Origin of the sequence: Nitrosomonas sp. Nm132, assembly GCF_900100485.1 — a bacterium.
Lineage (GTDB): Bacteria > Pseudomonadota > Gammaproteobacteria > Burkholderiales > Nitrosomonadaceae > Nitrosomonas.
The window spans coordinates 1-14,503 of sequence record NZ_FNDH01000049.1 but is presented as its reverse complement, the minus strand read 5'-3'; the positions used below and the strand labels follow the sequence as shown (position 1 = coordinate 14,503).

10 protein-coding genes are annotated in these 14,503 nt (G+C 50.0%); 2 read left to right on the top strand and 8 right to left on the bottom strand.

From position 1 onward, the window contains the following. Nucleotides 1-490: 490 nt before the first annotated feature. On the bottom strand, nt 491-1,222 hold the full coding sequence (locus tag BLP80_RS12745; RefSeq protein WP_090543823.1) for an endonuclease/exonuclease/phosphatase family protein: 732 nt from the start codon (nt 1,220-1,222) through the stop codon (nt 491-493). Between the two features lie 641 nt (nt 1,223-1,863). On the opposite strand from BLP80_RS12745, the gene BLP80_RS12740 reads away from it, so the two are divergent. Next, nucleotides 1,864-2,274, top strand: a complete 411-nt coding sequence (locus BLP80_RS12740) for a nitrosocyanin (RefSeq protein WP_090543821.1) — start codon at nt 1,864-1,866, stop codon at nt 2,272-2,274. Between the two features lie 519 nt (nt 2,275-2,793). Here BLP80_RS12740 and BLP80_RS12735 read toward each other — a convergent pair. The 7 genes from BLP80_RS12735 to gnd all read right to left on the bottom strand — a co-directional run bounded on the left by BLP80_RS12735 (nt 2,794) and on the right by gnd (nt 13,152). Continuing rightward, the gene (locus BLP80_RS12735; RefSeq protein ID WP_090543819.1) at nt 2,794-4,278 is read right to left on the bottom strand and encodes a high affinity choline transporter 1; all 1,485 of its coding nucleotides are present in this window, start codon (nt 4,276-4,278) and stop codon (nt 2,794-2,796) included. A gap of 147 nt (nt 4,279-4,425) precedes the next feature. Continuing rightward, nucleotides 4,426-4,779 (bottom strand): YdbL family probable chaperone protein, encoded by a 354-nt coding sequence (locus tag BLP80_RS12730; protein WP_090543817.1) that lies wholly within the window; start codon nt 4,777-4,779, stop codon nt 4,426-4,428. A 30-nt stretch (nt 4,780-4,809) separates the two neighbouring features. After that, nucleotides 4,810-5,025: a YnbE family lipoprotein gene (locus BLP80_RS12725; RefSeq protein WP_256325093.1), complete on the bottom strand. Its 216-nt coding sequence runs from the start codon at nt 5,023-5,025 to the stop codon at nt 4,810-4,812. A 94-nt stretch (nt 5,026-5,119) separates the two neighbouring features. Further along, nucleotides 5,120-7,903: an intermembrane phospholipid transport protein YdbH family protein gene (locus BLP80_RS12720; RefSeq protein WP_176754368.1), complete on the bottom strand. Its 2,784-nt coding sequence runs from the start codon at nt 7,901-7,903 to the stop codon at nt 5,120-5,122. Between the two features lie 213 nt (nt 7,904-8,116). Continuing rightward, nucleotides 8,117-10,150 (bottom strand): transketolase, encoded by a 2,034-nt coding sequence (tkt, locus tag BLP80_RS12715; RefSeq protein WP_256325092.1) that lies wholly within the window; start codon nt 10,148-10,150, stop codon nt 8,117-8,119. A 547-nt stretch (nt 10,151-10,697) separates the two neighbouring features. Further along, complete coding sequence (zwf, locus tag BLP80_RS12710; RefSeq protein ID WP_371128829.1) at nt 10,698-12,155, bottom strand: glucose-6-phosphate dehydrogenase; 1,458 nt, start codon at nt 12,153-12,155, stop codon at nt 10,698-10,700. Then, nucleotides 12,130-13,152 carry a phosphogluconate dehydrogenase (NAD(+)-dependent, decarboxylating) gene (gnd, locus tag BLP80_RS12705; protein WP_090543808.1) on the bottom strand — a complete coding sequence of 341 codons (1,023 nt, stop codon included), beginning with the start codon at nt 13,150-13,152 and terminating at the stop codon, nt 12,130-12,132. The genes zwf and gnd overlap by 26 nt, the downstream gene beginning before the upstream one ends. Nucleotides 13,153-13,713: 561 nt before the next feature. Between gnd and BLP80_RS12700 the strand changes: the two genes are divergently transcribed. Continuing rightward, nucleotides 13,714-14,259 (top strand): DnaJ domain-containing protein, encoded by a 546-nt coding sequence (locus BLP80_RS12700; protein ID WP_256325091.1) that lies wholly within the window; start codon nt 13,714-13,716, stop codon nt 14,257-14,259. The last annotated feature ends 244 nt before the right edge of the window (nt 14,260-14,503 follow it).

The following is a 14,503-nucleotide window of genomic DNA, read 5'->3' as shown; positions in this document are numbered from 1 at the left end:
CTTCTGGGGCGGCTTGGCTGCCAGGGTGAAAACAACTGGTGCAGCTGGTTTGTTTTCACTTGATCCTGATGGGTGACTGGTGCGATTAATGACATCACCATAATTTGAAGCAAAGGGCACGAGCAATTTCAGCAAAAAAACGTTCAACAATGGTGTTATCGTTTGTTATTTTATCGCCGAATGGCGAGTATTTTGTTCGTGCTCTTGACTTAGGACGGCTAATGGGTGACCCCATGACTCCATAGGCATCTGATAGTCGATATATCTATTTGGCGAGAGATGCGCTAAATGAATCAGCATTGTGGAGGACAGGTCTACAGCATTGTTGGGGGCAGGTCTATATTTTACTGACAGCCACTACTATTGAGATAACAACAACAGCTATTACCCATCCCTTCATTTGATCCCCTACGTGATTATTAACACCTGCATTCAGCCGTGACTCTAAAGGCGTGAAAGCGGCGGCAGGAACTTCAGCTGGAACACATAGTTAAGCATCGATACTCCGCGTAACCAACAGAGATAGGACCGCATGGTCAGTAACCGAAGACGTGTTGCGTGGGCCGGCAAGCTGAATCTCGCGCCACTGGTTCAAGTAACGAACATCAGAAACCCGGAGTGTGGAGGATATAATGGCATGATCAATTCTGGATGTACGAGTGCCGCAGGCTGAAACGTAGCTCCACTCTCCTTGTGGGTTGGGCAATGAATACTTATTGCCAAACGCAAAGGATAAATGCTTCATGGCCGGGGATTTTCCTTTGAACGGGTCGTAGTTAAGGTCACCTAGGAAAATGATACTGCGCTCAGCATGTTGTGCGGCGATGGTTGCCACTTCCTTCCAATAATTCGCCTTCTCTACCTGTTTCGTATAGGCAGGAGCTCTCAATCCAACAACCTCAATTCCCTGCTCTGGCAAGATGACATGAAGAAAGTTTGTTTCAGCCGCCTCCGTTGTTTTTGGGGCTACTATGTCTCCCACAATTAACGGCAGTCGTGAGAAGATCAGCACTTGATTTTGATTAGGGGAGCTCTTTGAAATCGCTGAATGCTCATAGCCAATGGCTCTCGCATCAGAATAAAACTGCTCTTGCTTGGGTGAATCAACAAACTCACACAGAACGACCAGATCCGGCCGATACTCCGATAAGAATGTAATGACTGCAGAGGGAACCTTCTTCTTCCTGGTACGGTGGTTGAGGTTCCAGGCAATAATTTTCATTGATTACTGACCAAAATTAGAATTTGAAAAGATGCAATATCCCACGCAATTAATGAAACGTGGACTCAAATTCGAAGTGCAACTTTTGATGGCTGTTTAGTGTAACTTACCGACACTCCGAAGAATACCTCATGCGGAGTTCTAAATCCAAGTACTTTGCGTGGTCGGTGATTGAGACGATCGATTGCCCACCGCACTTGTTCTTCGGTAACATCAGTCAATTTCACATTGCTGGGGACAGGTCTATATTTTATGATATTAAGTATACATCTATTCTAGACCTGACCCCATGACTCGCTGACCCCATGACTCGCTTCATCCATATCGATCACCATGCCTCGCATAATGACCAACTCAGAATCTAATTGCTCATTTCATATTGGAAGAGACTGGATATTGACATCCTTGATCATCCCATCTAAAGTATCATGCCGATACTAGGTATTAAAAGAAAAAGGCAAGTCTTTAGAAAAACATGAACAAAAGTTCAATTCTAACAACGAATAACCCCTTGGATGATCAGACTGGTATACAGGGGAGTTTATTCTGTTGACTAAGGTACTGGTAATGTAGGTACCGTCAAAAAGTGTAAGCGCTAATTTCACTAAATAAACCATAAATTTTAATGGAGGGAAGTAAAGATGAAAATAACCAAAACATTGTGCATGAGTTTTGCTATTGGATTGTTGCTAGCAGGCACTGCTCAAGCAGCGGAACAAAACTTCAAGGTCATTGTTAACGCTTATGACACCACTATTCCTGAGCTTAACATCGAAGGCGTGACAGTGAAGAACATTCGCGCTTTTAATGTTCTCAATGAGCCTGAGACACTGACCGTCCACAAAGGAACCACTGTAAAAATTACCGTAGAAAACAAATCTCCTATCAGCGAAGGATTTTCCATTGATGAATATGGAATTCAAGAAGTAATCAAAGCAGGAGAAACCAAGACTATCTCTTTTGTAGCTGATAAAGCTGGTGCCTTTACTATTTGGTGTCAGCTCCATCCTAAAAACATCCACCTGCCTGGCTCTCTGAACGTCATAGAATAATGAGCTTGATGGAGCCTGTGAAGAAACAGTAGCAGAGCATCCAACATCTCTTTTATTGCTTATTATCGTATGGCCGGATTCAGTCCGGCCATACTGTTTATGTTGCGGAGTTCGTAAGACCAGCTTTCCGCTATCATTCCAACACCTGCTTAACACAGTCCACGGTCATTACTTGGTAGATCGTTCCGGAAAAACCTTTATCCTATTTTGCTCAATTGAGGTCTCTTAATCGTTCAAGAATCCTGTAGATTAAGGTTTTGGGGGATTCTTAGCATCACCAGTTGGGTGAGATTTTAATGAGACAATCAAAATCATCTGAAAGTGCTGCCATACCTTGCTTTCAGCTTGTATATGGCAACTGAGGAGCAGTTAATATTTTTAGCCATAAACCGTTTACAGTATTAGGTTTTAGCTGTTCTCACCATAAATTTCAATTGAGGAATTTAAATTGAAAAAAACAGCCATGTAATCTGACTGCCGCGCTGGCTCTAATCGTAGCAGGAAGTTCGATGACAAAAGCTAGCGCGATGTAACGTGATGCGTTTCCATAGCCGCGTGATGCTGCAATTCGTGCAAGGGGCGACCAGGTATTTTGTGGCCGATCCACTGTGGCAGCAATGAACCGGCGATCATGCCCAATGCGGAAATGCCAAGCCCGATTAATTGTGGCGGTATCAGACTTTCTTCACCGATCAGGGTTTCGATCATGAGCCAGGAGAGCAAGCCACCGAGAATAGCCGCTAGCGCACCCTGAGTGGTGGCCCGCTTCCAAAATATGCCACAAAGCAGTGGCACGAATGCACCGGCAAGTGTGACCTTGTAAGCGCTTTCCACCATTTCAAAAATAGAAGATTCAGAATTCAGCGCGAACGCGAGCACGATACTTCCAAAACCCACCAGCGTTGCCCGCATAACCCAAAGGAACTGGTGATCACCCATTTTCGGCCAAAAACCACGGATCACATTTTCAGCAAAAGTAACGGATGGCGCGAGCAATGTTGCGGACGAACAACTCATGATCGCTGATATCACTGCACCGAAAAACAGCACCTGGGCAACCAGTGGCGTGTGCTGCAATACCAGTGTCGGCAGTAACAACTGGGAATCCTCTTCCAGCAATTTTGAAAATAATTCTGGGTCGATCATGGTTGCAGAATAGGCAATGAACATCGGCACAAAGGTAAAACAGAAATAAATCGATCCACCCAGTATCGAGCCCCACAGGGCAACATGAGCACTCTTTGCCGAGGTAATGCGTTGAAACACATCCTGCTGCGGAATGGAGCCGAGCATCATCGTAACCCAGGCGCCGAGAAAGGCAATCCACTTCAATGGATCCATTTCCGGAAAAAAATTGAGCTTACCTGCCAGGCTGGCATGATCAATAACCGCCGTGGCCCCCCCGCTGACTTTGCCGCTGATAATCCAGGCGATAAAAAGCAGGCCGCTCATTGATACAAACATCTGCACAAAATCCAGGATCGCCACAGAGAACATGCCACCGAAAGTTGTATAGGTGAGCACGATAGCGGTGCCGAGTATCATGCCTGTTTCCTGACTGACCGCACCATCGGTGACGACGTAAAAGATTAAGCCGAGCGCTTTGATCTGCGCTGCGACCCAACCCAGGTAGGCCGCAACGATACAAAGCGAGGTGAGCACTTCGACCGTGCGGTTATAACGCATGCGGTAAAAGTCGCCGAGCGTGAGAATATTGAGCCGGTAGAGGTAGCGCGAGAAAAGGATGCCGGCGATGACCAGGCACATCGAGGAACCAAACGGGTCAGCGGCTACACCGGTTAAGCCTTCTTTGACGAAAGTGGCCGGTACGCCGAACACCGCCTCGGCACCAAACCAGGTGGCAAACACCGTAGCGGTCACGACATGCAACGGCAGCGAGCGACCAGCAACCGCAAAGTCCTTAGCGCTGTGCACGCGCGTGGCAGCATAGAGGCCAATGCCCACGGAAACCATCAGGTAGAAAATAACAAACCACAGCAGCATGACCGCCTCGCCAAAGAGTGATAAAAATTAGTATTTAGCCAGGCAGGATTATACTGATGGAGATGGGGAAAATAAACGCCCAAACCCTATCTCGTCACGCGCCTCGTTACCCCTTCATGTTGATCATGGGCTTACCCGTTATCGTCATCATTTCTGTACCCACTGCCCATTATTGTTTTGAATCCAGGTACCAGCAGGAATTTTCTTGAATATTTCCACGGCATAAACTTTGCCAACTTGATCGACGCTTACACCTTGTGCCGCAGCCTTTTCCTGATAAATCGCTCTACGCTGGGCATTAATGGCATTAGCCTCTGCTTGAGCGCCAGGATTTCTGGCAACCACATAGCCGCTATAGCTTTCACCTATCGCGCCTGAGGCACGCAGCTGTTCAAGATTATCGGCCCATGCCGGTGCTCCATAGAGTGACAGTATCAGCAGAACAGTGCTAATAATTCCTAGCAGGGATTGTGTTTTTAGAATGCTTGGCATACGCAGCATGATGTTCTCCTTATCGATCTAATTTGGACACTAGAAAACATTCGGATTGGCTTCAATGTCTTTTTTCGCCTCTTCTTCAAGCTTTACGCGTATATCGGCATCCAGCTTGACATTAAGGTTAATGGTGATGGGCTCTTGGGGTGCTTTGACTTCGACCGTCGGGGTGCAGGCAGCAAGTGCCAGGCAGCAAAGCATCCATAATCCTATAACCGATGGAATCTCTTTGGTTCGATGAGTTTTGTGCACGGTTGCACTCCTTTTCTGATGGCCTCCCCGAGCGGGATTTCTGCTGGAATCGGCTAATGAGCATAACAGCATATACAATTTAGCGGAATACAGCTTAATGTAATCTGAATAGGTCGCGCAACACTTCGCTGGATAGCCTGTAGCCTTGACCAATAGCCTGCAGAATCTCGCCAATATTACTTTCAAGATTGAGATTCAAGCGAAACATCTGCCCCTCTTTAACATTGGGATTATTTCCCAGCAGGGAGAGGGTGGCCACCAAGTCATGCGCTGCGGACTTATCCAGTTTTAGGGACAGTTCGCTATAGTGAAAATCCTGCAGCGCCTGAAGTAGCCAATCCATTTCTTTGCCTGCGCCAGCTAACAGTTGCGAGGCTTTGTCAGATTGGAAGTGCAGCACGCCGGGTGCTTCCGCCACGAGATGGCTGTTTCGTATGGTGATCTGACTGCCTTCAAACGTAACCGGAATACTGCCACTGACACGACCATTTCCCGTCAATCCTTCTACCTGAATCTGATCGAACAGAACCTCGAGATCAATATCATCCACGCGTATCACAAAATCGGTGCGGGCAGAAGCTGGATCGATGATGGCAGGTCCTAAGGACACGCTCCCTCCGAGCAGGAAGAGATCTGCTTTCTCGAGGGCGATTCGAGGCGGGGAGCCTTCAATTTGGTAGAAAACCACCAGTCTTTCCAGGGGAATACCGGGATCGATGCGCTGAATGGTGAGCGTCTGCCGCGATGGGCTGCTGGGTGACAACAAGTCATTTAAACTCAGCGTCGCATTCAGATTGCTGATTTTGGTGGTTGGATGCACAAATGATACATGATCGAGATCAACTACGCCGCTGCTGCGCATGCCTTCCCTGGACCATTCGAATTGAGCACGGGCGCTGACCATGCCGCTCACATCCTCCAACTGGGCAAGAGCGGGTAAAAGTGTTTTAGGTTGCAGGCCGCCGGCTGCAAAGGTTAAGGGAGTAATTGCTACCTTTAGCATGCCATCACCCTTATCGAGCGCCAGCTTGCCAGTGAGTGTCAGGTAGCGTAATCCCGGCGTGCCGCCAGCGACGTCCATCGCATACACACTGGATTGACCCCGAACGGATTGAATGCTGCCGGAAACGGAAAGGGGGGCGAAATAGGGTGTGGATGTTTGGTGGTGCAGTTGGCCGATGGTGAAGTCAGCAATCTTGCCGGTTCCTGTGCCCAGCTGGAGCGCCGCCGCAATATTAGTCAGCTGCAGGCGCAATTGCGGCAGGGTGAGACTCATACCCTTGATGGCGCCCCGGCCTTGGTATTCTTCACCTGCAACAAGTCCTCCACTCAAGGTTATCTTCCCAGGATGAATTTGCGCTTCAACCGCTTGCGCCTCTTCTTGCTCGACCAGCAGCGTGAAGGCTGTTGCTGCTGCGGCGAGGTGATGTTTGAGTACCAGGCCTTGCGGCTTTTTCACCAGCTCGATATCCGCCTGGGAAATAGACAGGCTTAAAGGATCCTTAAGGCTAACGGCATTGATTGGATCAATCGCATCGAGCGTGGCCCGCCCCACCTTTTGCAGCGCCATTCGCCAGACGTCATGATCGAGGTGAATCTGCATCGGCAAGGCAATAGAAACCCGGCGAGCAATCAACTGTCCGGCAATCAGCCGATCTGCATCAACATGCAGATCAAGCTTGCCAGAACCCTGGGCGAAGGCTCCATCAAGCCCAAGCTTGCCGTTAAGATTAGTTACCTTTTGTGGAAAGCTGAGCGCTTGCAGTTCAAGCTGAGCTTGCCCGGTCAGCGTACTGTGTTGCAGCCAGCTCAATCCATTCAGGCCATCGTGGCGGAACTCCTGGAAGGGAGGAGTCTGTCCGCTGATTTTCATCGCTAATACTACCGATCCTGCGCTGGGCTGAGCAAGGCCAAGCAATTGCCAGGGATAATGCCTGGCTGGGCTATTGGCATTGAAAACGAGATTGATATCAGGTGCATTGAGATAATAACGCGCCGTAACATCTAACTCTGCCACGAGTGTATCAGCGGAAGTCAGTAATTTTCCGATTAACCGTGCATTTGATTCATCCATATGCAAACTGAATCTGGCCTGTTCAAAGACTTGCTCGGATGGTGGCTCTACCTGGCCGCTCCCTGGCAGATGGATATCGGCTAGCAGGAATTCAGCACTAATATGCTGCGGGCGCCTCGCCACGAGCATGAAGGCTGCATCGCCCGTGAAACTGGAAATTTGCGCCTCGGGCAGACTCAACCTGCCTTCTGCAATAGTCATCTTGCCCTGCAGATTTCCTTGGGCATCCAGAGTGACCGCAAGCGTGCTTTTGGCCTGACCCGCTGGGCCGGTGATTTCAGCATCGAGGCCGATAAAGAGCGTGTCTGATCGAGTTTGATCGAGATTGCCAGTCAGCGCGATGACCGCATCGCCCCAAGCTGAACGCACATGAATAGCCGAATCCCTGAATGAAATGGCAGGCAACCGGATCGGACTCGAATTTTCGCCAGCGGAGGAAAGCAGCGGTTGCAGTGAGCCCAAAGGAGGCCGTTCCCCGCTCAGATCGAGCGCCATGTGCAATCCACTCATTTCAACCGAGTCTACCGTTCCTGCGAGCAGATCGCGCAAATGCCAGGAGACATGAATCTTGTCAGCATGCAGCTCCTTAGCGGTACCTATCGTCAGGTCGCGTAATAACAGGCTATTAAGCGAAATATCTACCACCGAAAGAGATGGCATCGGAATGTTTTGTTCGCGTAACTGATAACTGATGAGCGAGGCTATCAGCGGGACGCGAAATATATAGAGACCGATGCCGGTTATAATGGCGAGGCTAGCCAGAGTCAGTAACCAGATAGCTAAATGTTTGCCTATTTTGCTCATTAATACTGTTTGAAATATTCGGGTTACGCTGATCATAGATCCCAACCATGGCATTTAGAGATATTACCCTAAACTCCTCTTTTAGCCCGATCCGGAAGCCGAGTGAAAAGAATGCGTGGTGTAAATTATTATCTGCCTAAAGAACTGGCCCAAACATTGTCCTTAAACAGCTCAGAAATAATTATTTTTGATAGTAGCGATCGTTAGATCTTGCTATGTCTTTCCCAGTATTTCTTTTGCGATCATCACCACTCGTTCCGGCTCAAAGCCGAATTCTTTCTGTAGTTCTTTTAAGGGAGCTGAGGCGCCAAAGGTCTGCATCCCTACGATACGGCCGCTATTGCCTACATAGCGTTCCCAACCGAAGGTGGATGCCTGTTCAATCGCGATGCGTGCCTTTACTGTGGAGGGCAGTACACTGTCACGGTATGCCTGCGTTTGGTGCTCAAAGATATCCCATGATGGCATGGACACAACTCGGGAGAAGATGCCTTCAGAAATGAGCTGCTCATGGGCTTGCACAGCAAGACTGATCTCGCTGCCAGTTGCGATCAGTATAATCTCAGGCTTGCCGCCCGGCGCGTCAGCGAGTACATAAGCCCCGTGAGCCACGCCAGAAGCTGGCGCATATTTACTGCGGTCCAACGTCGGAAGCGCTTGGCGCGACAACACCAAGGCAGCCGGGCGGTGGCGCAGTTGCATAATGACGCGGTATGCTTCGACTACTTCGTTGGCATCGCCAGGACGCAAAAGCGTCAGGCCAGGGATGGCGCGCAAAGAGGCAAGATGCTCGATCGGTTGGTGCGTCGGACCATCTTCTCCGTCGCCCATGGCATCATGAGTGAATACAAAGATAGTCGGCAACTCCATCAGGGCCGACAAGCGAATCGCAGGCCGCGCGTAGTCACTAAAGATAAAGAAGGTGGCGCCGTAAGACCGCAGCTTGGATAACGACAACCCGTTTACGATCGCACCCATGGCGTGCTCGCGGATACCGAAATGTAGATTCTTACCTCCCGGCGTTTTGGCCTGGATATCTTCCGCACCTGGATAAGTCAACAAGGTTTTGGTCGACGGGCCAAGATCCGCAGAACCGCCGATCAACCAAGGAATGTTTTGCGCCAGCACGTTCAGCACTTTACCCGAAGTCTCCCGCCCTGCCAGTCCCTTAGGATCCTTGGAAAAAACTGGAAGGTTGCGATCCCAGTCGGCCGGCAATTCACGTCGCTGCATCTGATCGATTTCAATGGCGAGCTCAGGATACTGGGCACGATAATCAGCAAACAGCGCTGTCCATGCACGATGCGCTGATGCTCCCCGCGCGCCAATGCCAGCAGCAAAATGCTCGCGCACCCCTTCCGGCACAAGGAACTGCGCATCCTCAGGCCAGCCGTAGGCACGTTTGGTAAAGCGAACTTCGTCCGGACCGAGCGGCTCACCGTGAGCTGCAGCGGTATCCTGTCGATTCGGCGAACCGTAGCCAATGTGACTGTCGAGAATGATGATTGTGGGCCGGCCTTTGGTTTTCTGGAATACCTTGAGGGCGTGATCAATTTGTTCGGTGTCGTTTGCGTCACTCAATCGCAGGACACTCCAATGATAACTGAGGAATCGCGTCGCCACATCCTCCGTGAACGTAAGCTGGGTGCTGCCTTCAATAGTGATGCGGTTGTTGTCGTAGATCCAGCAGAGATTATCGAGGGCAAGATGGCCAGCCAATGAAGCAGCCTCTGACCCTACGCCTTCCATTAGGTCTCCATCGCTACAAATAGTGTAGATATTATAGTCGAAGAGGTTGAAAACCGGCTGGTTATAGCGGCTTGCGAGCCACTTCCCGGCAATCGCCATACCCACGCTGGTTGCTATACCTTGTCCGAGCGGCCCCGTGGTGACCTCTACTCCCGATACCCAGTGATACTCAGGGTGACCCGGAGCTTTGCTACCGAACTGGCGGAAACGGCGAATATCTTCCAGTGTCACCGAAAGCTGTCCCAGCCTCTCGTAGTCTGCATTGACCGCGCGTGTACCCGTTAAGTGCAGCACGGACCACAACAGCATCGACGCGTGCCCGTTCGACAGCACGAACCGGTCTCGATTGGGCCAGATCGGATCCTGCGGATCGAACTGCATGATGCGATTCCAGAGGGTGTAGACAAGGGGGGCAAGCGCCATAGCTGTACCGGGATGGCCAGAATTGGCTGCTTGCACGGCATCGATCGACAGCGTACGGATGGTATTGATAGACAACTGGTCGAGTTCAACGTTGGTCATGCGCTTTCCTTGTAGAATGCAATCAATTTCTCGCGTCCACTGGCACACCCGCTTCCAGACTATTTGACACTTTGATGGAAGGGAATAAATTGTAATGAAGGACTAAGCCGCTCATCATATTTTAGGTTAAATTTCAGCTTCTTCCCGCAGAGCGGCATCACATATCCGCTTAACCCGAATAGTTCATAAATTGGCACGTGCCCTCACTTGTTTTTTGATTAATAAGAAAGATTTTGCTCAGTCGGGTGTATGAATCACTACACCCCTCCTTCTCAAAACTTCCCTATTAATCAAAATACTGCGTGATCATCACGCGAATTTATGAACTATTCGGGTTAACACCTTAGCAATTCCTTGGTATGTGTTCCACCCACATGAATGATTTTCATAGCTGCTTACCTTCTCCAGAACGTTTTTCTTATTTTTCAAAAAACACTGGGTATCCGTATGCCCAATCTGTGTGCATTGCGATGGAAAACATCAATCCAGTTCGCAAGCGGGCGTGATCGTTACCAGAAATCCTTCATAAATGGGCTTCTCTAGCCGTTGCACGATCAAACTCTTGAGGATTGTGCCATCCTCCATAATTCTTAATAAGGACATCAGCTTCATTCGGTCCCCAGCTACCGGGTTTATACAGGCAAACCGGGTGATGCTTCGTCAGAACCCGATCAAGAACCGCCCAAGCAGCTTCTACCGCATCCTGTCGAATAAAAAGTGCACTATTACCCGCTAATGCGTCGCCTAACAGGCGTTCATAAGCGGCTTGCTCGTCTGGCTGGGCATTGAGGAGATAAAGCTCTTTCTGATCGCCAATAAATTCCTCTCCCACTCGCTTGACACGTGCGGCGAGAGCAATAGCGGGACAAGGAGATAACTTGAAACGTAAATAATTAGCCCGGCCAGACGCCGGCCAAGCATCTTCGAACAATTTCTGGGGCGGGGCTTTGAACTGGACCAGTATCTCTGCAGCACTCTCGGCTAAGCATTTGCCTGAGCGCAGGTACCACGGCACACCTGCCCAGCGCCACGAATCAATGAACAGCCGTAGGGCGCAATAAGTCTCTGTGTCGGAGCCCTTAGCGACACCCGGTTCCTGAAGATAGCCTTCAAACTGACCTCTTACCAGATCTTCCGGATTTAGCGGATGCATCGCCCGGAATACCTTGGCTTTTTCGCTTCGCTGCGCTTCAAAATTTTGTTCGGCAGGAGGCTCCATCGCTAAAAGAGCGACTATCTGAAAGAGATGATTCTGAACCACGTCGCGCAGACAGCCGACGCCGTCGTAGAAGCTGCCTCGACCCTCTACTCCAAAATCTTCCGAAAGGGTAATCTGGACGCTCTCCACGTAATTGCGATTCCAGATCGGTTCCAAAAAAGAGTTTGCGAATCGGAAATAGAGAATATTTTCAATGGCTTCCTTGCCAAGAAAGTGATCGATGCGAAAGATCGAAGTTTCCGGAAAAACTAAATGCGCGGCGTGATTAAGCTCGCGGGCCGAAGCCAGATCACGGCCGAAAGGCTTTTCCACAATGATGCGGGCGTGCTCAGCCAAGCCGGCTGAACCAAGATCCCTGATGACTGCAGCGAAGAAGGCGGGGGAAATGGCCAGGTAGAAGGCTGGATGCGAGACGCCGTCAAGCGCTTGCCTGAGCGCTTGAAATGTCTCTGGATTTCTATAGTCACCGTCCACATAGCGCAACAGCGAGAGCAATTGGTTTAGGACGTTGGGATCGACGTTTTTAATGGAATGTTTTATGCCGTCTTTTGCCCGGTCGCGCAGTTGCGCTAGATTCCAGCCTGAAAAGCCAACACCGACTATCGGAATCCTTAGCATGCCTCGCTTGACCATCGCATAGAGCGAGGGGAATATCTTTTTGTACGCAAGGTCGCCTGTCGCACCAAAAAACACGAGCGCATCGGATGGCGTTAGGCCGCTGTTAGATTCGCTCATATCACGCCTCGTCCTTTTGCTTTTCATCATGGCCACCAAACTGTTTGCGCATCGCCGAGAGAATACGATTGGCGTAATCGGCCTCCCCTTGAGACTCGAAACGCCCGAATAACGCGGTGCTGATGACCGGCGCCGGCACACCCTCATCGATAGCTGCGAGCGTGGTCCAGCGTCCCTCACCCGAATCCGATACGCGCCCTGAAAATTGCTTAAGCTCAGAATCTTCGGCAAGCGCGGCCGCCGTTAAATCCAGCAGCCAAGATGCGACCACACTGCCTCGGCGCCATACCTCGGCTACTTTACCGATGTCGATGGGGTATTGGTATGCATCGGGATCACGTAGCGGAGTGGTCTCGGCGTCCTGCGCCCTTGAACGCAAACCGATGTCTGCGTGCTTGAGAATATTGAGTCCTTCGGCATAGGCCGCCATCAGGGCGTACTCAATGCCGTTGTGAACCATTTTTACGAAGTGGCCCGCGCCAGCCGGACCGCAGTGCAGGTAGCCATATTCTTCAGGGCCAGGTGCGCCGTCACGACCGAACGTGCGTGGTGCAGCCGCGACACCAGGCGCAATGCTTTTAAAAATTGGATCGAGATACCGGATGACGTCATCTTCTCCACCAATCATCAAGCAGTATCCGCGTTCAAGCCCGAATATACCCCCGCTGGTGCCACAATCGACGTAGCGGATACCGCGTGTCTTGAGCGTTTTGGCGCGCACTTGATCATCGCGATAATAACTGTTGCCTCCATCAATAATGATATCGCCGGCTGAAAGCAGCGCTGCCAGATCCGAAACTGTCTTGCCGGTGACGCCTGCGGGCACCATTATCCAGACCACACGCGGTTGAGAGAGTTTGGCGGCAAAATCACCAAGCGAGTCGGCGTTCTGAATGCCCGGACCCGTAAGCGCCTTAACAGCGTCAGCATTGACGTCATAAACGATGCACGAGTGGCCGCCTTTAGTTAAGCGCCGGACCAGATTGCTCCCCATACGCCCAAGACCAATCATTCCAACTTCCATCCAATTATCTCCCTCTTGATTTCGATTCAGCCATTCTTTCTGCCCCGTTGCTGGACCTTGGGGCCAAAAGAAGACAAATCAAACTAGAAGCTCTATTGTTCTTCCGAGATGCTGGTAGTTATGTTGTGAATCTGGAGAATCTTGTCAATAAAAAATCTTTCCATAAGGAAAGCCCCATCGATTTGATTGCTCACTGGAATAAAATAATGCGCTCTGGATAAAGTATCGTCAAGCGATGTTGTAATGAAGTAAATGCCCCTTTTTCTAAACTCTGAGGGATCTGGAGATCAATCCCGGCGCTGATGGCGCGACTGGTCGCGCCATCCACAACGCTCTCGGACGTTTATTCATGAAGCCAAGGTTCCCCGCAGATCGATAGGAAAATAGCGGCACATGATGTTCATCATGACATAGGGTTGCTGCATAATGGCAGAAGTCAATCCATAGAAAATTTGAAGAAGTATTTCCAATAACTAAAATGACTTCATAACGATAACTCAACCGGGAGAAATATTATTTCTGATCAACGCGATTATTATGAAGTGCTCGGTGTTGCCAGGAATGCCGATCAAAAGGCGATCAATCAAGGATGCGTTTCGCACCCTTGCGCTGAAGTATCATCCGGACCGCAACAAGGAGCCTGGGGCGGAGGAACGTTTCAAGGAGATTGCCGAGGCTTATGCGATCCTTTCTGATCCTGCCAAGCGGGCTGAATATGATGCACGGGGGTTTGCCGGGGTAGCCGGCACCAGCCGCGAGGATCTGTGCAGCGGGATTAATTTTGAGGATATTTTCGGTGGACTCAATTTTGATTTCGATTTGTGGCACACGGTGACGCTTCCTCTCTCCGATGCGGTGCTCGGCGCCACGCTGAAGGTGCATACCTTGGATGGAGCAATCGAGGTGACGGTGCCTGCAGGCACGCAGTCTGATGCAATACTGCGTCTGAAAGGAAAAGGATTGCCTGTATTCAAGAGTGACCGGCTGGGTGATCTCTATTTGCGGATTCGTTTGAAAGTACCGGAGCATCTTTCCCATGAGAAGCGCGAATTATATGAGCAAGTGCGTGCGATCAGTCACAAGCCGCACCCAGGAATGTCTGAATAAGTGAGCATTGTACCAACAGTAAGTAGCTACTTACTCAGATTTTCCTTAACCCATCTTTAACATCATATTTTAAAAAACCATAACAATCATGATGTTACAAGGCAAAAAATGATCGTAAGGCACTACATTTGATTTTTTCTGTTACATCAAGCTTATACGTATGTCTTGATAACTCCTCCTGCTAGCGGATCTAAGTTTAGCGCCTGGTAGATAGCGGCCAGTTCCGGCTCCGTACGTGTAGCCT